Origin of the sequence: Kitasatospora cinereorecta, from assembly GCF_024172095.1 — a bacterium.
Taxonomy (GTDB): domain Bacteria; phylum Actinomycetota; class Actinomycetes; order Streptomycetales; family Streptomycetaceae; genus Kitasatospora; species Kitasatospora cinereorecta.
Map to the genome: position 1 here is coordinate 214,022 of NZ_JAMZDX010000005.1, position 21,479 is coordinate 235,500.

Sequence of the window (21,479 nt, forward strand, 5' to 3'; positions counted from 1 at the left end):
CGGGCCTGGCAGACTCATGACGATACCCTTGCGGTCGACAATGTCGACCATCAGTCTGCGGAGGTAGCCGATGCCCGGCCCGATCCAGTCGCTCTCCCGGGCGGCGGCGATCCTGCGGCTCCTGGCCGGCGGTGAACGCCGGCTCGGCCTGTCCGAGGTGGCGGCGTCGCTGGATCTGGCCAAGGGTACGGCCCATGGCATCCTGCGCACCCTCCAGCAGGAGGGCTTCGTCGAGCAGGACGCGGAGAGCGGCAAGTACCAGCTGGGCGCGGAGCTGCTGCGCCTCGGCCAGAGCTACCTGGACGTCCACGAGCTGCGGGCCCGCGCCCTGGTGTGGGCGGACGACCTGGCCCGGGCGTCCGGCGAGACGGTGTACCTCGGCGTGCTGCACCAGCGCGGCGTGCTGATCGTCCACCATGTGTTCCGGCCGGACGACACCCGCCAGGTGCTGGAGGTCGGCTCGATGCAGCCGCTGCACAGCACCGCGCTGGGCAAGGTGCTGCTGGCCTACGACCCGGTGGCGCGCGGCGAGTTGGGTGACGGGCCGCTGGAGTCGTACACCACCCGGACGTTGACCGAGCTGTCCGACGTGGACGCCGAGTGCGCGCTGATCCGGGAGCGGGGCTGGGCGGACGCGGTGGAGGAGACCTGGGAGGGCGTGGCGTCGATCGGCGCGCTGATCCAGGACCGCCGGCGCAATCCGGTCGGCGCGGTGTGCATCAGCGGCGCGGTGGAGACGGTCTGCGAGGACGGCTTCGTGAAGCCGTCGCTGGTGGCGTCGGTGCGCAGCGCGGCGCGGGCGATCTCCCGCGACCTGGGCGCCGGGCGGTTCTGACCGGGCGGTTCACATCGGCTGAGCAGGTGACTCAGCGCGTTCACAGGGGCGCGGACGGGTGGCGACATCCGTCCGCGCCCTTGGCGTTTTGTCCGGTTTCGACCGCGTCCCGTTGTTAGCTTCGAGCGATGAGTCACAGCTGCGTAACCCCGCCTTGACGTGGGGGCGACCTCAGGGGGAAGCTTCCGCATGTCGGTCGACATTGTCGAACGGCGGACGGTCGAGGATCTCCCACCCGGCGCTCACCCGCACAGCGATCGGCCGTCCACCTGCCCCCACCCCCGCTCCTCCGGGCCAACAGGACAAGGGAGTCTTCGTGTCCGCGTTCTCCAATGGCGACATCTTCGTCGGCGAAACCCTCGGCACCGCCGCCCTGATACTCCTCGGCGGTGGCGTCTGCGCCGCCGTCACACTCAAGAAGTCCAAGGCGATCAACGCCGGCTGGCTCGCGATCACCTTCGGTTGGGGATTCGCGGTGATGATCGCCGCGTACATGTCCGCGCCCAAGTCCGGCGCCCACCTCAACCCGGCCGTCACCCTGGCCCTCGCCGTCGACAGCGGCGACTGGAGCAAGGTCCCGCTCTACCTCGGCTCCCAGCTGCTCGGCGCGATGATCGGCGCCGTGCTGGTCTGGGTGACCTACCTCGGCCAGTTCCAGGCCAACGAGGAGCCGACCCTGGGCATCTTCTCGACCGGTCCCGAGATCCGGAACCCGATCCAGAACCTGCTCACCGAGATCATCGGCACCATGGTGCTCTGCCTGGGCATCCTCACCCAGGGCCTGAACAAGGGCCTCGGCCTCAGCGGCATGGGCATCCTGATCGTCGCCTTCACCGTGGTCGGCATCGGCCTCTCGCTCGGCGGCCCGACCGGCTACGCGATCAACCCGGTCCGCGACCTGGGCCCGCGCATCGTCCACTCGCTGCTGCCGATCCCCCACAAGGGCGGCTCCGACTGGTCGTACGCCTGGATCCCGGTGGTCGGCCCGCTCGTCGGCGGCCTGCTGGCCGGCGGCCTGTACCACATCGCCTTCTGACCGCGTCCTGACCGCCGCGTCCTGACCGCCGCGCTCGGACCCCTGCGCCCGGAGCTGCGCACTCCGATACCGTCCGAACGCGTTTGCCCCACGCCTGAGCACGGGGACTGACCCCGGGTCAGACCCATCACTCCCCCGAACCCTCAAGAGCCGAGGATCCCGTATGACTGCCAACTACATCGCCGCGATCGACCAGGGCACCACCTCCAGCCGCTGCATCATCTTCGGCGAGGACGGCCGGATCGTCTCCGTCGACCAGCAGGAGCACTCGCAGATCTTCCCGCAGCCCGGCTGGGTCGAGCACGACGCCGCCGAGATCTGGACCCGGGTCCAGTCCGTCGTCCGCGGCGCGCTGGAGAAGGCCGGCCTCACCAAGGACGACATCCGCGCGATCGGCATCACCAACCAGCGCGAGACCACCGTCCTGTGGGACAAGAACACCGGCGAGCCGGTGCACAACGCGCTGGTCTGGCAGGACACCCGCACCGAGGGGCTGTGCCGCGAGCTCGGCCGCAACGTCGGCCAGGACCGCTTCCGCCGCGAGACCGGCCTCCCGCTGGCCAGCTACTTCGCCGGCCCGAAGATCCGCTGGCTGCTGGACAACGTCGAGGGCCTGCGCGAGCGGGCCGAGGCCGGCGACATCCTCTTCGGCACCATGGACACCTGGGTGATCTGGAACCTCACCGGCGGTGTCGACGGCGGCAAGCACGTCACCGACGTGACCAACGCCAGCCGCACCATGCTGATGAACCTGCACACCCTGGAGTGGGACGAGAGCATCGCCCAGTCCATGGGCGTCCCGATGGCCGTCCTGCCGGAGATCCGCTCCTCCGCCGAGGTCTACGGCAACGCCACCGGCGACCTGGAGGGCGTGCCCGTCGCCTCCGCGCTCGGCGACCAGCAGGCCGCCCTGTTCGGCCAGACCTGCTTCGACGAGGGCGAGGCCAAGTCCACCTACGGCACCGGCACCTTCCTGCTGCTCAACACCGGCGAGAAGATCGTCAACTCGTACCACGGCCTGCTGACCACCGTCGGCTACCGGATCGGCAACGAGAAGCCGGTCTACGCCCTGGAAGGCTCCATCGCCGTCACCGGCTCGCTGGTGCAGTGGCTGCGCGACCAGCTCGGCATCATCTCCACCGCCGCCGAGATCGAGACCCTGGCCTCCACCGTCGAGGACAACGGCGGCGCCTACTTCGTCCCCGCGTTCTCCGGCCTGTTCGCCCCGTACTGGCGCTCCGACGCCCGCGGCGTCATCGCCGGCCTCACCCGGTACGTCACCAAGGGCCACCTCGCCCGCGCCGTCCTGGAGGCCACCGCCTGGCAGACCCGCGAGGTCGTCGACGCGATGGAGAAGGACTCCGGCGTCACCCTGACCGCGCTCAAGGTCGACGGCGGCATGACCTCCAACAACCTGCTGATGCAGAACATCGCCGACGTCCTCGACGCCCCCGTCGAGCGCCCGTACGTCGCCGAGACCACCGCCCTCGGCGCCGCCTACGCCGCCGGCCTCGCCGTCGGCTTCTGGAACGACCTCGACTCGCTGCGCGCCAACTGGCACCGCGCCGCCGAGTGGACCCCGCGCATGGACGAGGCCACCCGCGACGCCGAGTACAAGAAGTGGCTCAAGGCCGTCGAGCGGACCATGGGCTGGGTCGAGGAGGACGAGAAGAACTGACGCACCAGCCCGGCCGGGGACACCACCCCGGCCGGGCCGTCGTACTTTGCGCGATCCGCCGCACCCCGGGTCGCACCGCACACCGTGAGAGGAGACACGGCGCCGCCCGACCCGCGCGCCGTACACACACCATGGCTACCATCCCGACCCTGGGCGCCGAGCGCACCCCCGGACGCACCGCCTCCCGCGCCGAGGCCCGCGAACTGCTGGGCAAGGCAACGTACGACCTGCTGGTGATCGGAGGCGGCATCCTCGGCACCGCGACCGCGTGGACCGCCGCCCAGGCCGGCCTCAAGGTCGCCATGGTCGACGCCGGCGACTTCGCCGGCGCCACCTCCAGCGCCTCCTCCAAGCTCGTCCACGGCGGCCTGCGCTACCTGCAGACCGGCGCGGTCAAGCTCGTCGCCGAGAACCACAAGGAGCGCCGCGCCCTCGCCACCGACGTCGCCCCGCACCTGGTCAACCCGCTGACCTTCTTCGTGCCCGTCTACAAGGGCGGCCCGCACAGCGCCCCCAAGCTCGGCGCCGGCGTCTTCCTCTACTCCGCGCTCTCCGCCTTCCGCGACGGCATGGGCCGGGTCTCCACCGCCGCCCACGCCGCCCAGCAGGTCCCGGCGCTGCGCACCGAGGGCCTGCGCTCCGTCGCCGTCTACGGCGACCACCAGATGAACGACTCCCGGGTCGCCGTGATGACCGTCCGCGCCGCCGTCGAGGCCGGCGCCGTGGTGCTCAACCACGCCGAGGTGACCGGCCTGCGCTTCACCGGCGGCCGGGTCAGCGGCGCCGAGCTCCGCGACCGCCTCGACGGCACCGAGTTCGGCGTCAGCGCGCGGCTGGTGCTCAACGCCACCGGCCCCTGGGTCGACCACCTGCGCCGCATGGAGGACGCGGGCGCCGCCCCGTCCATCCGCCTCTCCAAGGGCGCGCACGTCGTCGTCAAGCGCCGCACCCCGTGGCGGGCCGCCCTCACCATCCCGATCGACAAGTACCGGGTCTCCTTCGCCATCCCGTGGGAGGACCACGTCCTGCTCGGCACCACCGACGAGGAGTACACCGGCGACCCGATGGACGTCCGCGCCACCGAGGCCGACGTCGACCAGATCCTCGACGAGGCCGGCCACGCCATCCGCGACGAGCACCTCGACCGCGACCTGATCACCTACACCTTCGCCGGCCTGCGGGTGCTGCCCGGCGGGCCCGGCGACACCGCCGCCGCCAAGCGGGAGACCGTGGTCACCGAGGGCCGCGGCGGCATGCTCTCCGTCGCCGGCGGCAAGTGGACCACCTACCGCCACATCGGCCGCACCGTCCTGGAGAAGCTCAAGGGCGTCCCCGGCACCGGCCTCGCCGAGGACATGTCGCCGTTCCCCGCCACCGTCCCGCTGCCCGGCGTCGGCGCGCCCAACGCCGTCGCCCACCGCCTGCTCGTCGACCGCGAGCCCGGCTCCCGGATGGAACCCCTGGTCGCCAAGCACCTGGCCGGCCACTACGGCACCCTGTCCTTCGACATCGCCCGCCTGATAGCCGACGACCCGGCCCTCGGCGACCCGATCCACGAGGACGGCCCCGACGTCTGGGCCCAGGTCGCCTACGCCGCCGACAACGAGTGGGCGTACACCGTCGACGACGTCCTGCGGCGCCGCACCACCATGACCGTCCGCGGCCTCGACACCCCCGAGGTCCGCCAGCAGGTCGAGAGCTTCCTCGCCAAGCGGCAGAAGTAGCCGCACCCAGCACGTGCGAACACCAGGCGGGCGCCCCGGTCGGAGGCGCCCGCCTTCGCCGTTCCCGCAGCCGGCTACCCGTTCAGCCAGTCACCCGGGATCGCGTCGTGGCGCGGGATCAGCAGGCGGTGATGAGGACGCGGTCGCCGAGGTGGTCGCTCTGGTGGCCGGCGTGGGCGAGGACGGCGGCGAGGTGGAGGGTGGCCTGGAACTCGGGGGACATCACCGAGGTGCTGCCGGAGACGCGGCCGGTGTCGGGGCGGCGGGGTTCCGTGCCGGTTCGCCAGAACACGCAGACGCCGTGGGGCACCGTGCGGACGACCGCGCCGGGGTGGTTGCCGGTGCCGTCGTCGGCCAGCGGAACGCCCGCCCGGGCGAGGGCGGAGCGCACGCGATCGAGGAGTTCCCGGCGTCCGTCGCTCATGGGACGAGCGTACGGGACAAAGTGAACAAAAGGTGAATATGACGCCAATGTCCGTTTTCCTGGCGGCGTCAGGCGGGTTCGTCGACGGGCTCGGACGCGCGGAGCAGCTGCTCGGCGAGATCGCGGGTCGCGGCGGCGAGTTCGGGCGGCGAGACGATGCGGTACGGCGCCCGCAGGGCGGTGAGCCGGCGGGCGTACCAGTCGGGGGTGTCGGTGGTGGCGAGCAGGCGGGTGCGGTGCGGGTCGAGGGGTTCGCAGCGGGCGAGGCTGCGCGGGATCCAGCGGGCGACCTGCTCGGCGGGGGCGTCGACGTGGACCTCGACCGGCAGGCCCCAGCCGTGGGCGAGGTGTTCGTCGAGGGCGGCGGCCGGGTCGAGTCCGTCCGGCGGGGTGGCGGCGGTGTCGAGGAGGTGGACGGCGGCGACCCGGTCGACGCGCAGCAGCCGCCGGGCGTCCTTCGCGTGGGACCGGCAGAGCAGGTACCAGCGCCCGTCGCGGACGACCACGGCCCACGGGTCGACCTCCGTCGTCCGCTGCTCCCCCGGCCTGCGCCGGTAGTCGAGCCGTACCGCTCGCCGCAGCGCGCAGGCCTGGACCAGCGCCGCGGCGGTGTGCGGGTCGGGCCGTGGGACGTCGTCGACACCGTCGGCGCTGCCGGTGCCGATGGCGCGGACCGCCGCGGCCGGGCCGGCCACCGAGGCGGGCAGCACCCGCATGATCTTCCCGAGGGCGCTGCCGACCGGGTCGGCCGGGTCGGCGGCCGCGTACCGGCCCTCCAGGACGGCCATCACCAGGCCGAGCGCCTCGGCGGTGGTGAACATCAGCGGCGGGATCCGGTAGCCGCGGCCGACCCGGTAGCCGCCGTACGGGCCGCGGGTGGCGGTGATCGGGACGCCCGCCTCGCGGAGGGTGGCGACGGAGCGGCGGGCGGCGCGCTCGGAGACGCCGAGCCGGTCGGCGAGGCGCTCGGCGGTGATGCCGGGGCTGTTCTGGACCAGTTCGAGCAGGAGCAGCGCGCGGGCGGTGGGGCTCTCGTCGTGTGCCATGCATCGATTCTCCCGTCGGACGGGCACATTCCGGACGGAGATCGACCGGAACCGCTCGTAGGGTGCCGTTCATGACGGAGACAACGGAGACAACGGAGACGGACGCACCGGTGCTCACCGAGCCGCCGGTGGCGGGCACCGAGGTGGACACCCTGCTGGGCGCGCTGGAGCGCCAGCGCCGGACGCTGGTGTGGAAATGCTCGGGCCTGGACGCGGCGGGCATGCGGGCGACCGTCGGCAGGTCGTCGATGACGCTCGGCGGGCTGCTGAAGCACCTGGCGCTGGTCGAGGACGACATGCTGTCGCAGAAGCTGCTGGGCCGGCCACCGGCGGAGCCGTGGTCGGCGGTGGACTGGGACGCCAGTCCCGACTGGGAGTGGCGCACGGCGGCCGACGACACCCCGGAGGAGCTGCTCGCCCTGTGGCGGGACGCGGTGGCCCGCTCCCGCGCCAACGTCCGGCAGGCGCTCGCCGGGGACGGACCCGGGCAGTTGGTCGCTTACGTCGGCAAGCGGGGCGCGCGGCCGAGCCTGCGCCGCCTGCTGGTGGACCTGGTCGAGGAGTACGCGCGGCACGTCGGGCACGCGGACCTGCTCCGGGAGGCCGTGGACGGCCTGGTCGGGGAGGACCCGCCGCAGTAGTCCTTTGGGGTGGTCAGCCCTTGAGGACGCCGAGCGGGACCAGGCGGGCGACCGGCCGGCCGAGCCGGTTCTCGGTGCTCGCGGTCACCACGGCGTCGACGTCCTTGTACGCCTGCGGCACCTCCTCGGTGGCGCTGCGCCAGGAGGTGGGCCGCAGCGCCACCCCGGCGCGGGTCATCTCGGTGCGCAGGCGCGGTACGTCGCACTCGCGCTGGGCCCGGTGCCGGCTCCAGACCCGGCCGGCGCCGTGGCAGCAGGAGTCGAACGCGAGGTTGCCGTCGGTGCCGGTGAGCACGTACGAGGCGGTGCCCATGGTGCCGGGCACCAGGACCGGCTGGCCGACCGGCGCGAGGTCGGCCGGCAGGTCGGGGTGGCCGGGCGGCAGCGCGCGGGTGGCGCCCTTGCGGTGGACGCACAGCAGCCGCTCCTCGCCGTCGACCGTGCGGCGTTCGAGCTTGGCGAGGTTGTGCGAGACGTCGTAGACCAGGTCGAGGCCGGTGCCGGTCAGCTCCTCGAACACGTGCCGGGTCTCGTCGGCGAGCAGCTGGCGGTTGGCGCGGGCGTAGTTGGCGGCCGCCGCCATCGCGCCGAGGTACGCCCGGCCCTCGGCGGACTCGACCGGGGCGCAGGCGAGTTGGCGGTCGGGGACGGTGATCCGGTGGCGGTGCATCACCGCGTCCATCAGCCGCACGTGGTCGGTGCAGATCTGGTGGCCGAGACCGCGCGAGCCGCAGTGGATCATCACGCAGACCTGGCCCGGGCGCAGGCCGAACGCCTCGGCGCAGCGCTCGTCGTAGACCCGGTCGACGGTCTGGATCTCCAGGAAGTGGTTGGCCGAGCCCAGGCTCCCCACCTGCGCCGCGCCGCGCTCCAGCGCCCGGTCGCCGACCTGGCGGTCGTCGGCGTCGGTGACGGCGCCACCGTCCTCGCAGCGTTCCAGGTCCCGCGCGACCCCGTGGCCGCGCTCGACCGCGTACCGGGCGCCGCCGCGCAGCACCTCGTGCAGTTGGCTGCGGCCCATCCGCCAGAGCGCGCCGCGGCCGAGACCGCGCGGGATCAGCGGGTCGAGACGGTCCATCAGGGCGGGCAGGTGCGGCAGCAGGCCGCGGCGGTCCAGCGGCGAGGCGAGCAGCCGCACCCCGCAGCAGATGTCGAAGCCGACCCCGCCCGGGGAGACCACCCCGCCCGCCGCCACGTCGGTGGCGGCCACCCCGCCGATCGGGAAGCCGTAGCCCCAGTGGATGTCCGGCATCGCGTACGAGGCGCGGACGATGCCGGGCAGCGCGGCGACGTTGGCGACCTGCTCCAGCGCCTTGTCGCCGGGGTCGAGCGGGAGCAATTCGTGCGGGGCGAAGACCACGCCGGGGACGCGCATCGGGTCGACCGGATCGATCCGGTGGCGCCAGGGGGTCTCCTCGACCAGGTGGACGTTCATCGCGCGCTCACACGTCCAGGGTGACCCGGCAGGTCCAGCCGGTCGGGCCCCGGCCGAGGTGGAGGGCGTGCCAGGACACCGCCTTGGGGACGGGGCCGACCTGGGCGACCTCGCCGGTGTCGACCATCGCGAGATCGAGCCGGACGGCCTCCCCGGGGCCCGGACCGGATGCGGTCGGGCTGACCCGGACGTCGGCGGGGATCTCGCCGGTGGTGTCCATCCGGTAGATCACCTCCTCCAGCGCGGCGACCAGGAGGTGCGCGTCGTCGCCGGCGGTGAGTTCGGTCCGGCGGGCGGTCCGCGGCAGCCCGGGCGGGATCTCCGCGAACGCGGCCACCGCACCGCGCAGCGCCTGGGCGAGGCACTCCTCGCGGTCGGGCGCCCACGCCTCGATGGCGAGGTCGCCGGTGTGCGGGATGGTACGGCTGCCGGCGTCCGCCGGCGTGTCGGTGCCCATGACGGCCTCCGGGGTTCTCCCTCCAGGCTGACCAGCCCACCGGCCCGCGGCAAGCCGCGGCGGATCCGTGCGGGTGGGGTGGGTCAGGGGCGGATGGCCCGGACGGCCGTGTCGACGAGCTGGTGGGCATCGGGGCCGACGTCCAGGACGAGGCCGCGTTCGTCCGGCTGGAGCGGTTCGAGGGTGGCGTACTGGGAGTCGAGCAGCGAGGGGGGCATGAAGTGGCCCGTGCGGTGGGCGAGGCGGTCCTCGATGACGGCGCGGTCACCACTGAGGTGCAGGAAGAACGCGTCCGGGCAGGCAGCCCGGAGGATGTCGCGGTAGCGCCGTTTCAGGGCCGAGCAGGTGACCACTCCCCCGGTGCCGGCCGCCGCCCGTGCGCCGAGCCAGGCGCCGAGGGTGCGCAGCCAGGGCTCCCGGTCGTGGTCGTCCAGCGGGATGCCCTCGCTCATCTTGGCGATGTTGGCGGCCGGGTGGAAGTCGTCGGCCTCGGCGTAGGGAAGGTCGAGCCGGTCGGCGAGGAGGCGGGCGACGGTGGTCTTCCCGACTCCGGACACGCCCATCACCACGACGACGGGCGGCTGGTTCTCGTCGCTGGGGGCCACCGCGGTGCTCCTGTTCTGCCGGAACCGGGACTCCGCCAATCTAATCGGGGAGCTCGCCGGAGGCGATGGACGCGGCCCTCGGCCGACCGGGCCGCGTCCATCGCCCCCGTACCGGAGCGTCAGTGCATCAGCGCGAGCCGCAGCCCGAAGCCGATCAGCAGCGCCCCGGTGACGTACTCGATCCGGCTGCGCACCCGCGGGCGGCGCAGCACGGCCCCGAACCGGTCGACGGTGACCGTGTAGAGGCCGAACCACAGCAGGTACAGCACCACGAACTCGGCCGAGAGCAGCAGCGCCCGGCCGAGGGTGTGCCCGGTGGTCGGGAGGAACTGGGGCAGGAAGGTGACGAAGAACAGTGCCACCTTGGGGTTGAGTGCGTTCGACAGGAAGCCCTGGCGGACGCAGGTCGGGCCGGTCTTGGCGGCGCCGATCCCGTCCACGGCGCCGTCCTGCCCGGCGCTGCGGGCGGAGCGGAAGGTGGCGATCCCCATCCAGATCAGGTACACCGTGCCGACCGCCTTGAGCACGGTGAACGCGGTGGCCGAGGCCAGCAGCAGGGAGGAGACGCCGAGCGAGGCGGCCGAGACGTGCACGCTGAGGCCCAGCATGCCGCCGAGCGTGGTCCAGAGGCCGGCGGCCCGGCCGCCGACCAGGGCGTTGCGGGTGATCAACGCCTGGTCGGGGCCGGGGATCATGATGAGCACCAGGGCGGCGAGCGCGAAGGTCAGCATGCGGCCGCCTGGACGGTCCGCAGTACGGCCGCGTGCTGGCGTTCCCGGAAGTAGAAGTGCCCTCCGGGGAACAGCCGGACGGTGACCGGCCTCTGGTCGGTGTACGCGGACCAGGCCGCCAGCTGCTCGCGGGTGACCAGGTCCGCGTCGCCGCCGAGCACCGTGAACGGCACCGGCAGCGGCGGGCGCGGGCGCGGCCGGTGGGTCTCCACCAGCCGGTAGTCGGCGCGCAGTCCGCCGACGGTGAGCCGGACGAGTTCGGGGTCGGCGAGCACCTCGGCGGGGATGCCGCCGTGCCGGCGCTCCACTTCGGCGAGCAGTTCCGTGTCGGGGAGCAGGTGCAGCCCGTCCCGGAACTCGGCCAGGTGGGGCGCCGGGAAGGCGGAGAGCACCAGCCGCTCGGGCAGCGGGCGTCCCAGTTCGATGAGCCGGTGGGTGAGTTCGAAGCAGAGCAGGGCGCCGAAGCTGTGCCCGAAGAACGTGTACGGCGGGCTGAGCGGCAGTTCCTTGGCGAGCTGGTCGACGAGGTCGTCCAGCGAGGCGGCCGACTCCTCCGCCAACCTGGCTCCCCGGCCGGGGAGTTGGATGGCGCAGACGTTCAGCCCGGCCATCTTCCGGGACCAGCGGACGTACTCGGCGGCGGAACCGCCGCCGTGCGGGAAGCAGTACAGGGTCCGCGGCCCCGAGCTGCCGGGTGCCCTGATCGTCCAGCGCGCAGCGAGCGGTTCCGCCATGGCTCAGCCCACCTCGGCCGGGGTCTGGGCCGCGAGGTGCCCGGCCAGTTCGGCGATGGTCGGGTGCTCCAGGATCTCGCTCGGGCGCACCTTGCGGCGCAGCTTGGCGCCGAGGTCGGCGGCCAGCACCAGGGTGGTGGCGGAGTCGACGCCGAGCGCGGCGAGCGGGATGTCGGAGTCGACCTCCTCGACGGCGATGTCGAGCAGTTCCGAGATGTACTCGGAAAGCCAGGCGACCAAGTGGTCCCGGGTCACTTCTCCTCCTCGGTTCGGTTCGGCCGGGCACCCTGCACCGGGACGTCCAGCGGGTTGGCCGGTCCGAGCAGCGGCTCCAGCCAGGCGTCCACGTCGGCCACGGTGGGATTCTGCAGGACGACGGCGACCGGCACCTCCACCGCGAAGGTGCGCTGGAGGGAGGTGGCGATCCGGGCGGCGAGCAGCGAGTCGCCTCCGGACTCCAGGAAGTCGTCGGCCAGGTCGACCTGGTTGACGCCCAGGGTGGCCCGGTAGATCTCGACCAGCTTGGCCTGCCGGTCGGTGACCGGCGGCTTCACCGGTCGGCCGCGCTGCACGCCGCGGGTGCCGGCCTTGGCGAGGACGCCGCGGTCGACCTTGCCGGTGCCGCTGAGCGGCATCCGGTCCAGCGGGCTGATCCGGGCCGGGACCATGTGCCGGGGCAGGTGGGCGGCGGCGTGGGCGAGCAGGGCCTCGCGGTCGAAGCGGCGGCGGGTGTCGGGCGCCTGGACGGCCAGGACGTCGAAGCCGACCGCGGCCGGCCCGTCCTCGTCGCGGGTGAGCACCCGGGTGGTGCCGTAGCCGGTCCGGGTGAGCAGGTCGCTCCACTGCTCGCGGTCGAGCAGCGGGTGGCCCCAGGTGCGGAACGCGGTGTCGGTCCAGCCGTCGAAGCCCTGCTGAAGGCCCATGGTGAGGTCGAACCACGGGTGGAAGGCGGTCTGTTCGACCATCAGCAGGGTGCCGCCGGGGGCGAGCACCGAGCGCAGGGTGGACAGGCTGGTGGTGATGTCGCGGGTGTCGTGCAGGACGCTGGCGGCGATCACCAGGTCGACGGCGAGCCCGTCGTGGCCCTGGAGTTCGCCGTCCTGGTCGAGGTTGAACAGGCCGTAGCGGACGAAGTCGTGCTCGGCGAACGCCTCTTCGGCCCGGTCGGTGAAGTAGGTGGAGATGTCGGTGAACAGGTAGTCGGTCCGGTCGGCCGGGAGCAGCGGCAGCAGGTGGCGGGTCAGGGTGCCGTAGCCGCCGCCGACCTCCAGCACGCGCAGCGGACGGTCCGCGGGCCAGTCGGCCACCAGCTTGGCGACCGCGTCGGTGGCCACCGCGTACGCGGGGCCGAACAGCCGGGCGTACACCTCGGGGGTGCGGTCGGAGGCGTAGAGCTCGGCGGAGTGCAGTGACTGGGTGAGGATGTCGGCGATGCTGCCGGAGAGCGAGAGCATCCAGTCGATCAGGTCGGCGGGCACCTCCAGGGTGTCCCGCAGGGCGGCCCGGGCGGCGTCGGCGACGGCGGCCGGGACGGTCTCGGGGAAGCGCCTGGCGGCCTCCGGGCCGGCCGGGCCGGGGCGCAGTTCGCCGCGGCGCAGCAGCACCTCGGTGGCCCGGGCCAGCCAGCGCTCGTACCGGGGGGCGACGCCGGCGGCCGAGGCGGCGCCGGGGGCGATCGGGTCGCCCGGCTCCGCGGCCAGGCCGAGGGTGCGGAAGGCGACCGCGGCGGCGGCCGCGTACAGGTCGTCCAGCGCCGCCCAGGCGGTGAGCAGGGTCTTGGCGTCCGGTCCGGGCGCGGCGACGGTGGCGGCGGCGTCCAGGGCGGCGGTGCGGCGGCCGGTCTCGGCGGGGTCGGCGGTCTCGGTGACCAGCAGCGAGCCGTCGGCGCGGTCGGGCACCACGTAGCCGAGCAGCCGGGCGTTGGACGGGTCGTCGGCGGACTTCACCACCACCGCCTGCTCGACGCCGGGGTGGCGCTGGAGCACGGCCTCCACCTCGCCGCACTCGATGCGGTGCCCGCCGATCTTCACCTGGCCGTCGCGGCGGCCCAGGAACTGCAGCACGCCGTCGGGCAGGTAGCGGCCGAAGTCGCCGGTGCGGTAGAGCCGTTCACCGGTGCGCGGGTGGGTGACGAAGCTCTGCGCGGTGCGCTCGGGGTCGCGGAAGTAGCCGCGGGCGAGGCCGGCGCCGGAGATGTACAGCTCGCCCGGCACCCAGACCGGGCAGGGCTCCATCCGCTCGTCGAGGACATGGAAGGCCTGGTTGCGCAGCGGCTTGCCGTACGGGACGCTCGGGCTGCCCTCGGGCACGTCCTCGGCGGGGTGCCAGTTGGACCAGATGGACGCCTCGGTGGCGCCGCCCATCGAGATCACCCGGGCGTCGGGCCACAGGGCGAGGATCCGCTCCGGCAGGTCGAGCGGGATCCAGTCGCCGCTGAGCATCACCAGGCGCAGGCCCTCGGGGACCTCGCCGGTCATCTCCACGTGGTCGACCAGCATCTGCATCTGGGCCGGCACCGAGTTCCACACGGTGACGCCGTGCCGGGCCATCAGCGCGGCCCAGTGGGCGGGTTCGCGGCGCTTGTCCTCGTCCGGGAGGACCAGGGTCGCACCGGCCAGGTAGGTGCCGAACAGGTCGTAGACCGAGAGGTCGAAGCCGAGGTCGGCGAGGCCGAAGACGCGGTCCTCGGGGCCGACGCCGAAGCGCTCGTTGATGTCGACGACGGTGTTGAGCGCGGCCCGGTGCTCGATCATCACGCCCTTGGGGCGGCCGGTCGAGCCGGAGGTGTAGAGCACGTAGGCGAGGTCCTCGGGGGCGGCGGTGCCGGCCGGGAGGGCGGCGCCGGGCTCGGTGGCGGCGAGCAGCGCGGGCAGGCCCTCGGGCCACTCCAGCCGCTCCCGGTGCTCGGCGTCGGTGACCACGGCCAGTGCCTCGCCGTCGCGCAGCAGGTCGGCGCGGCGGGCGTTCGGCAGGGCGGGGCCCAGCGGCAGGTAGGCGGCGGAGGCGAGCAGGACGCCGTACGCGGCGGCGACCTGGTCCGGGCCCTTGGGCAGGGTGATGCCGACCAGGCGGTCGCGCAGCGGTGCGCCGTCGGCGAGGGCGGCGACCCGGTCGGCGATCGAGACGGCCTGCTCGGCAAGGTGCCGGTAGGAGACCGTGCCGGTGCTGTGGATCACCGCGTGGCGGTCGGGGTGGGCCTCGGCGCCGCGCAGCAGACCCTGGTGCAGGAGGCCCTGCGGCTGCGGGCCCGTGGTGGCGTTGGCCGCCTCGCGCTCGGCCGCCTGACCGGCCGGCAGGGCGAGCGACGGGCCCGCTTGCCAGGCGTCCTCGTCCTCGGCGAGCCGGCGCACGGCCTGGCAGTAGGTGGCGAACATGTCGTCGAGCAGGCCGTCGGGGAAGAGTTCCTCGACCGCGTCCCAGGTCAGGTCGAGCGAGCCGGTGAAGTCGACCACCTGGTGGTCCAGCCACACCTGCGGGGTCTGGCTGAGCCGGTAGGTGATGTCGCCGAAGTAGTCCATCGGCGCGGAGACGTCGGCGACCGTGCCGAGGCCGCTGGTGAACACCACCGGCATGGTCTCGAAGTTGGTCTGCAGGCCGCGGCGGCGGCGCTCGCGCAGCGCGTGCAGGGCGCTGACGTAGCGGTGCCGCAGGTCCTGCTGGAGCTGCGTCTGGGTGCGCTCCACCCGCTCCTCGAAGGGGAGTTCGCCGGTGGTGTCCATCTCCAGCAGGCAGATGGAGGTGAAGTCGCCCACCAGGTTGGGCAGCTGGGGGTGGACGGTGCGGTGGCCGCGCTCGTTCTCGGCGAGCAGCACCGGCAGCCGGTTGAACAGGGTGAGGTTCAGCGCGAACCGCGGGGTGCCGCTCCACATCCGCAGCGTCTCGGCGAAGACCGTGGCCAGCACGGCGGTCGGCGTCAGGCCGGCCTCGGTGCAGCGGTCCTGCAGGCGCTGCCAGTCGGCGGGCGGCAGGTGGTACTCACGGTGGGTGAAGCGCGGCTTGTGCACCCGGGCCGGCGGCCTGGCCAGTGGCAGCTCGGGCGGCGGGGCCAACTGCTCGGCGCGCGACAGCCAGTACTGCATCGAGTTCTTGTGCCGCGGCGACTCGGTGCCGGCCTCCAGCGCGGTCACGTAGTCGCGGAAGGTCACCTCCACCGGCGGCAGCTGCACCGACTCGTCCTGGCACAGCGCGCTCCACTCGCTGAACAGCAGCGCGATGCTGGCCAGGTCGACCATCAGCAGGTCGAGGCTGACGTGCAGCCGGTCGTGGGCGGGCAGCCGGCTGATCCTGATGTCGAACAGCGGCCACACCGACGGATCGTAGACCCGCTCCGACATGTCGGCCCGGACCTCCGCGAGCCGCGCCCCGGCCTCGTCCGCGGGCAGCTGCGAGAGGTCTTCGAACGGGATCTCGAACGGCGGCGCCTCGGGCAGGATCTGCTGCCGGCCGTCCTCGTGGACCATCGCCCGCAGCATTCCGTGGCGCTCCAGCAGGCGGCGCCACGTCCGGTCCAGCAGCGCCGGGTCGAGCCGGCGCCCCTCCAACTCGAAGTACGCGTGCGGCGCGACGTTGCCGAGCACGAAGTTCGGTCCGCGCCCGACCCAGTACGCGTACTGGATCTCCGTCAGCGGAAACGGCCGGTCGGTTTCCTTTTCGATCTCGACCTCGGCCTCGACGGGGCAACAGTCGTTGTCGGTCGTCTCACTGGTCTCCACGTGCCTCTCCATTCACATCAGCAACACGCAACGGAAAACCGGGGTTGAGCAGGGCTGAGCGCTGGTTCGATCTTTGGAGCCGGGTACGTCTGGATCCTTTAGGCGGCAGTCAATAAGCTCAAGACCGGCAGGGGGTCGTGATCCCGCAGTGCGCGAACACGATGGGGGACACAGGTGTCGTCAGCCGGAAAAGAACCGTGGTGCACCGGCCTTCCACCGCTGGACACCGCCGATCTGGCGCTGTATCGGGCCGTGGTGTTACGCGGGAGCATGACGCTGGAGGAGGCCGCCTTCGCACTCGGCGACCGGGAACCGGGATCCACCCGGACCCGCTCCAGTCTCGGCCGGCTCACCGAGCTCCACCTCGTCGAGGTCGTGGCCGCCGCCGGCGGGGTGCGGCGCTACCACCCGCTCAGCCCGGCCGCCGCCGAGGCCGCCGGCGTGGAACGCGTCCTCCAGGCCGCCAACGAGGTGGTCCAGCAGATCGGCCAGGCCCGCGCCCTCACCCGACTGGTCAGCCGCGCCTACGAGGAACACCGCCGCACCGGCGACGGCGCCCTCACCACCCACCACGGCCACGCCGCCGTCACCGGCGCGATCCACCGGGCCGCCCGCGAGTGCCGCGACGAACTCCTCACCTTCCAGCCCGGCGGCAGCCGCGCCCGCCAGCCACTCGGTGCGCCGCTCCCGCCGACCCTCGCGCTGCTCGACCGCGGCGTCCAGGTCCGCAGCATCTACCAGCACTCGGCCCGCGCCTCCGCCGCCACCCAGGACTTCGTCAAGGCCGTCCACGACCGCGGCGGCGACGTCCGCACCCTCAACGAGTCCTTCGAACGCCTCATCGTCTTCGACCGGAAGACCGTCTTCATCCCCGGCCGCCGCGACCGCCGCACCGCCGTCGAGATCCGCCAGCCCGGCGTCGCCGACTTCCTCAGCGGCGTCTTCGACAAAGCCTGGATGCGGGCCAAACCGTTCACCCTGCCCAACCGCAACCGGGCCACCACCCAGATCTCCGACGAGCTCTGCATCGCCATCATGCGACACGTCGTCGCCGGCGACACCGACGCCGTGACCGCCCAGCAGCTCGGCATCAGCGTACGGCGCTGCCAGGAGTACATCGCCCGGGTCGCCAGCAGCCTCGGCAGCCGCAGCCGCGCCCAACTCGGCTTCCTGGTCGCCCAGTCCGGCCTGCTCGAGGACGGCTGAGCCGCCCGCGCGGGTGGTGACGGGTGGTGATGCGACGGTTTCGCGGATGATCCGTGCCCGAATCGGGCAGTCTGGTGGACAGTCAGGACCTATCAGGGGGTGCACCGATGGCCACCGTACGCCGCCGTCTTCCGGACGAGGTGCGGGCCGCCGCCGTACGGGCCGGGCTGGCGTTCGCGTTCGCCCTGGTCGCGATGATCGTGGCCACGCTCGCCTCGTACGCCGGCAGCCCGATGCTGACCCCGGCCCTGGGGGCACTCGCGCTCGGGGTCTTCTCCACCGCGTGGTGCCTGCTGGACGTGGTGATCTCGCGCCAGATCGCCGCCCAGCGCCGACGCGGGCCGAACTCGGCGTCGCCACTGGAGGGAAGTCGGGAGAAGCTCCGGCGCACCGGCAGGCAGGAACCGCTCAGGGGATAGTTCTTCAGGGGCTCGGGGAACTGCGAGGCCGACCCCGTGGTTGGCGATACCAGCGAGGTGCGCCAACCCCGGGGCGGGCGTCGCAGTTCCCCGAGCCCCTGAAGGAGAGGTCTCAGCCCCGCGAGCCCACCGCGAACCCGTACTGCCGCGGCCAGTGCCGCTCCGCGCCGAGCTCGCGGGCGGCGTGCAGCGGCCAGTACGGGTCGCGCAGCAGCTCGCGGCCGAGCATCACCGCGTCGGCGCGGCCGTCGGCAACGATCGCCTCGGCCTGGGCGGGTTCGGTGATCAGGCCGACGCTGCTGACGGGCAGGCCGGCGCCGGTGCGGATCCGCTCGGCGAAGGGCACCTGGTAGCCGGGGCCGATCTCGATGCGGGCGTTCGGGGACATGCCGCCGCTGGAGACGTCGATCAGGTCGATGCCGACGGCCTGGAGTTCCTTGGCGAGCAGCACGCTCTCCTCGACCGTCCAACTGGGCTCCTCGGGCAGCCAGTCGGTGGCGGAGAGCCGGAAGAACACCGGCAGGTCGGCGGGCCACACCGTCCGTACCGCGGCGGCCACTTCGAGGGCGAGCCGGGCGCGTCCGGCAAAGGAGCCGCCGTAGCCGTCGGTGCGCCGGTTGGCGACCGGGGAGAGGAACTGGTGGATCAGGTAGCCGTGGGCGCCGTGCACCTCGACGACCTCGATCCCGGCGGCCAGCGCGCGGCGGGCGGCGTCGGCGAAACCGGTGACGACGTCCCGGATCTCCTCGACGGACAGCTCGTGCGGCACCGGATAGCCGTCGCCGAAGGCCACCGGCGCGGCGCCGGCCACCGCCCAGCCGCCGTCGGCGACCGGCAGCGGGCCGCCACCGACCCACGGCTGCCGGGTGGAGGCCTTGCGGCCGGCGTGGGCGAGCTGGACGGCGGGTACCGCGCCGTGCGAGGCGATCAGGGCGGCGATCCGGGCCAGCTGCTCCTGCTGGCGGTCGTTCCACAGGCCGAGGTCCCAGGGCGAGATCCGGCCCTGCGGGACGACGCCGGTCGCCTCGACCATGACCAGTCCGGCCCCGCCGGCGGCGCGGGCGCCGAGATGGGCGAGGTGGAAGTCGGTGGCGACGCCCTCGTCCGGCCCTTCGGGAGCGGCCGAGTACATGCACATCGGGCTCATCCACACCCGGTTGGGGATGGTCAGCGAGCGGAGGGTGATCGGCTCGAACAGGGCACTCACGGCTGCTCCTCGCAGGTCGGCCGGCGCGTTCCGGAAGGCCGCCACCATAACCACCTTGGTACGAGAGATGTCAAACTACGATGCATCTCGTACCATGGTGGGGTGACCGCGACCGACGAGGCCCCCGCCGCCCTGCCCGAGCCCGCGCCGGACGAGATCCGGCTGGCGGCGGTGCTGCACGCGCTCGCCGATCCGGTACGGCTGCGCATCGTCACCACGCTGGCCGCGGCCCGCGGCACCGAGCAGAACTGCCTGGCGTTCGACCTGCCGGTCACCAAGGCGACCCAGACCCACCACTTCCGGGTCCTGCGCGAGGCGGGCGTGATCCGCCAGCACCGGCGCGGCACCTCCAAGATGAACCAGCTGCGCACCGACGACCTCGACGCGCTCTTCCCGGGCCTCCTCGACGCCGTCCTGCGCGCCGCCGCCCGCGACTGAACCCCGAGCACCCACTGGGGGTGCGACTCAGTCGTCGATCTCCTCGTCGGGGGTGTGCGGGAGGTCGATGCCGTGGCGGCGGGCGATCCGCAGCAGGCTGATGATCCGGCCGCGGTACGCCTCGGCGCCCTCGTCGTCGCCGACCGCGCGGGCCGCCGCCAACTCCTTGCGCGCCCGGTCGAGCTGCTCGCGGAGCTCCTGGTCGAACACCTCTGCCATGGCTGCCCTCCGCTCCCGGGGCGGGCGATGCCCCGCCGTGTCGGGAGTTCCGCCCGAGGCGTCCAGGATGGACGAACGGGCACGAATCATCAACCATCGGGCGCGGCGGTTCGCACGCTGTTCACCCGCCCGCGACAAATGGTCTATACCAATCGGCTAGCCTGTCGGTGACACTGTCCATGAACGGCCGTGGGGGGCCTCTGTGACTGTCCATCACCTTCCCGATCCGCCCGACGACCAGGAGCTGTACTGGTACTTCGGGCCGCAGCGGCGCTGGGTACCGCTCTGCTCGGCGCTGGCGTTCCTGCTCAGCGCCGCGACCATGGCGGGCTTCGCGCTGCGCTCACCGTGGCTGTGGCCGTTCCTGGCCGTGCTCTCGGTCAACCTGCTCGCGCTCGCCCTGACCGCGGTCAACGGGCTGCGCCGGCGCCGATTCACCCGCGAGGGCCACGAGTTGCTGGTGGCCGGGTGGCGTCCGGCCGAGCCGCCGTCGGTCGACCTCTACCTGCCGACCTGCGGCGAGCCGCTCGCCGTCCTGGCCAACGCCTACCGGGCGGTCGCCGCGCTGGAGCGGCCCGGACCGCTCACCGTCCTGGTCCTCGACGACGCCGACCGGCCCGCGGTCGCGGCCCTCGCCGAGCACCACGGCTTCCGCTACGTCGTGCGGCCCGACCGCGGCCGGTTCAAGAAGGCCGGCAACCTCAACCACGCGCTGACCCTGAGCAGCGCCGAGTACGTGGCCATCCTGGACGCCGACTTCGCGCCGCGCCCCGACTTCCTGCGCCACCTGCTGCCGTACTTCACCGATCCCCGGGTCGGCATCGTGCAGAGCCCGCAGTGCTTCGACACCGACGCCTCGATGGGCTGGATCCAGCGCGCCGCCGGGGCGGCGCAGGAGTGGTTCTTCCGCTGGATCCAGCCCGCCCGGGACGCCAGCGACGCCGCCATCTGCTGCGGCAGCAACGCGGTCTACCGCCGCTCGGCGCTGGACGCGGCCGGCGGCTTCGCCCGCCTCGACCACAGCGAGGACATGTACACCGGCCTCGCCCTCTACCGGCACGGGTACCTCACCCGCTACGTCCCGGTGCTGGTCGCCACAGGGACCTCGCCCGAGGACGCCACCGCCTTCGTCAACCAGCAGTACCGCTGGACCATGGGCAACCTGCACCTGGTCGGCGACCCGGAGGCGGCCCGGCTGCGCCGGCGGCTCCCGTGGCGGATGCGGCTCTGCTTCCACGAGGGCGTGATCGGCTATCTGACCGCCGTGGTCAACCTGTTCACCGCGCCGCTGCCGCCGCTGGTGATGCTCTTCCTGCGGCCCGGCGAGGTCCGCGCCTGGTACGTGCTGCCGATGCTCTCGCTGCTGTGGCTCTGGCACGTACTGCTCCCCCGGGTCAGCCGGACCCGCTGGCGCGCCGAGGTGCTGCGCGCGCACGTGCTGATGAGCCTGGCCGCCGCGGCCGCGTTCGTGCACACGGTCCGCGGGCGGAGCGCCGCCTGGGTGCCGACCGGCGCCGGGGGCGGCCACCGGCCGGGCGGACTGGCCCGCCGGGTGCTGCTGGTCGCGCTGGTGTGGGTCGGCGGCAGCCTGGCCGCCACCGCGGCCGGCCTGGCGTACGCCTCGGCGCGGTACGGGGTCGGCGCGACCTGGGGGCTGGCCCTCTACCTGGCCGTCCAGGCGCAGCTGGGGCTGCCGCTGGTCCGCGACCTGGCCACCGAGCTGTGGCCGGGCCTGCGGAGGGCCGCCGACCGGACCGCCCCGGCCGTCCGCGGCGGCCTGGGCCCCGCCCGGCCTGCCGGTCCGAAGGAACGACCGGCGCCGCGGCGGTGGCCGGAGGCGGCAGCCGTGACCAGCGCCCTCGCCCTCACCGCCCTGCTCGCCTCCGGCTGGGCCGGCCCGATGCTGCCCTGGCTGGGCTGAAAGGTCACCGC

General features: G+C 73.3%; 20 protein-coding genes. 9 read left to right on the plus strand and 11 right to left on the minus strand.

Translation table 11 applies throughout. The features are described from left to right. Window positions 1-70: 70 nt before the first annotated feature. From FHR36_RS26615 to FHR36_RS26630, 4 genes are all read left to right on the plus strand, one after another. The gene (locus FHR36_RS26615) at window positions 71-835 is read left to right on the plus strand and encodes an IclR family transcriptional regulator (RefSeq protein WP_253801065.1); all 765 of its coding nucleotides are present in this window, start codon (window positions 71-73) and stop codon (window positions 833-835) included. 316 nt (window positions 836-1,151) lie between these two features. After that, a complete protein-coding gene (locus FHR36_RS26620) occupies window positions 1,152-1,871 on the plus strand; it encodes an MIP/aquaporin family protein (protein ID WP_253801067.1) in 720 nt (239 codons plus the stop codon). A gap of 163 nt (window positions 1,872-2,034) precedes the next feature. After that, complete coding sequence (glpK, locus tag FHR36_RS26625) at window positions 2,035-3,549, plus strand: glycerol kinase GlpK (protein WP_253801069.1); 1,515 nt, start codon at window positions 2,035-2,037, stop codon at window positions 3,547-3,549. Between the two features lie 131 nt (window positions 3,550-3,680). After that, window positions 3,681-5,273, plus strand: coding sequence for a glycerol-3-phosphate dehydrogenase/oxidase (locus FHR36_RS26630; protein WP_253801071.1), 1,593 nt, complete (start codon window positions 3,681-3,683; stop codon window positions 5,271-5,273). A gap of 118 nt (window positions 5,274-5,391) precedes the next feature. Here the strand turns inward: FHR36_RS26630 and FHR36_RS26635 are convergent, their stop codons facing one another. Next, on the minus strand, window positions 5,392-5,697 hold the full coding sequence (locus tag FHR36_RS26635; protein ID WP_253802016.1) for a hypothetical protein: 306 nt from the start codon (window positions 5,695-5,697) through the stop codon (window positions 5,392-5,394). 68 nt (window positions 5,698-5,765) lie between these two features. Then, window positions 5,766-6,743 (minus strand): helix-turn-helix transcriptional regulator, encoded by a 978-nt coding sequence (locus FHR36_RS26640; RefSeq protein WP_301330740.1) that lies wholly within the window; start codon window positions 6,741-6,743, stop codon window positions 5,766-5,768. A gap of 71 nt (window positions 6,744-6,814) precedes the next feature. On the opposite strand from FHR36_RS26640, the gene FHR36_RS26650 reads away from it, so the two are divergent. Next, complete coding sequence (locus FHR36_RS26650) at window positions 6,815-7,384, plus strand: DinB family protein (protein WP_253801073.1); 570 nt, start codon at window positions 6,815-6,817, stop codon at window positions 7,382-7,384. 13 nt (window positions 7,385-7,397) lie between these two features. Here the strand turns inward: FHR36_RS26650 and FHR36_RS26655 are convergent, their stop codons facing one another. The 7 genes from FHR36_RS26655 to FHR36_RS26685 all read right to left on the minus strand — a co-directional run bounded on the left by FHR36_RS26655 (window position 7,398) and on the right by FHR36_RS26685 (window position 16,058). Next, the gene (locus FHR36_RS26655) at window positions 7,398-8,819 is read right to left on the minus strand and encodes an RtcB family protein (RefSeq protein WP_253801075.1); all 1,422 of its coding nucleotides are present in this window, start codon (window positions 8,817-8,819) and stop codon (window positions 7,398-7,400) included. Window positions 8,820-8,826: 7 nt separating this feature from the next. Next, entirely contained in the window at window positions 8,827-9,276 is a 450-nt protein-coding gene (locus FHR36_RS26660; RefSeq protein ID WP_253801079.1) for an archease, read from the minus strand. A gap of 83 nt (window positions 9,277-9,359) precedes the next feature. Continuing rightward, window positions 9,360-9,839, minus strand: a complete 480-nt coding sequence (locus FHR36_RS26665; RefSeq protein ID WP_253801923.1) for a gluconokinase — start codon at window positions 9,837-9,839, stop codon at window positions 9,360-9,362. 161 nt (window positions 9,840-10,000) lie between these two features. After that, the gene (locus FHR36_RS26670; RefSeq protein ID WP_253801082.1) at window positions 10,001-10,612 is read right to left on the minus strand and encodes a LysE family translocator; all 612 of its coding nucleotides are present in this window, start codon (window positions 10,610-10,612) and stop codon (window positions 10,001-10,003) included. Next, window positions 10,606-11,346, minus strand: coding sequence for a thioesterase II family protein (locus FHR36_RS26675; RefSeq protein ID WP_253801084.1), 741 nt, complete (start codon window positions 11,344-11,346; stop codon window positions 10,606-10,608). Before FHR36_RS26675 ends, FHR36_RS26670 begins: the two co-directional genes overlap by 7 nt. Before the next feature lie 3 nt (window positions 11,347-11,349). Further along, on the minus strand, window positions 11,350-11,601 hold the full coding sequence (locus FHR36_RS26680) for an acyl carrier protein (protein WP_253801086.1): 252 nt from the start codon (window positions 11,599-11,601) through the stop codon (window positions 11,350-11,352). Next, entirely contained in the window at window positions 11,598-16,058 is a 4,461-nt protein-coding gene (locus FHR36_RS26685) for a non-ribosomal peptide synthetase (protein ID WP_253801088.1), read from the minus strand. Before FHR36_RS26685 ends, FHR36_RS26680 begins: the two co-directional genes overlap by 4 nt. Before the next feature lie 270 nt (window positions 16,059-16,328). Between FHR36_RS26685 and FHR36_RS26690 the strand changes: the two genes are divergently transcribed. Together FHR36_RS26690 and FHR36_RS26695 are read left to right on the plus strand one after the other, a co-directional pair. After that, a complete protein-coding gene (locus FHR36_RS26690; RefSeq protein ID WP_253801090.1) occupies window positions 16,329-17,264 on the plus strand; it encodes a phospholipase D-like domain-containing protein in 936 nt (311 codons plus the stop codon). A 107-nt stretch (window positions 17,265-17,371) separates the two neighbouring features. After that, window positions 17,372-17,683, plus strand: coding sequence for a hypothetical protein (locus FHR36_RS26695; RefSeq protein WP_253801091.1), 312 nt, complete (start codon window positions 17,372-17,374; stop codon window positions 17,681-17,683). Window positions 17,684-17,795: 112 nt separating this feature from the next. On the opposite strand, the gene FHR36_RS26700 is transcribed toward FHR36_RS26695, so the two are convergent. Further along, on the minus strand, window positions 17,796-18,890 hold the full coding sequence (locus tag FHR36_RS26700; RefSeq protein WP_253801092.1) for an NADH:flavin oxidoreductase/NADH oxidase: 1,095 nt from the start codon (window positions 18,888-18,890) through the stop codon (window positions 17,796-17,798). A gap of 102 nt (window positions 18,891-18,992) precedes the next feature. Here FHR36_RS26700 and FHR36_RS26705 point away from each other — a divergent pair, with 102 nt between their 5' ends. After that, window positions 18,993-19,328, plus strand: coding sequence for an ArsR/SmtB family transcription factor (locus FHR36_RS26705; protein ID WP_253801093.1), 336 nt, complete (start codon window positions 18,993-18,995; stop codon window positions 19,326-19,328). 27 nt (window positions 19,329-19,355) lie between these two features. Here the strand turns inward: FHR36_RS26705 and FHR36_RS26710 are convergent, their stop codons facing one another. Beyond that, window positions 19,356-19,547, minus strand: a complete 192-nt coding sequence (locus tag FHR36_RS26710) for a hypothetical protein (RefSeq protein WP_253801094.1) — start codon at window positions 19,545-19,547, stop codon at window positions 19,356-19,358. Between the two features lie 202 nt (window positions 19,548-19,749). On the opposite strand from FHR36_RS26710, the gene FHR36_RS26715 reads away from it, so the two are divergent. After that, window positions 19,750-21,468 carry a glycosyltransferase family 2 protein gene (locus FHR36_RS26715; RefSeq protein ID WP_253801095.1) on the plus strand — a complete coding sequence of 573 codons (1,719 nt, stop codon included), beginning with the start codon at window positions 19,750-19,752 and terminating at the stop codon, window positions 21,466-21,468. The last annotated feature ends 11 nt before the right edge of the window (window positions 21,469-21,479 follow it).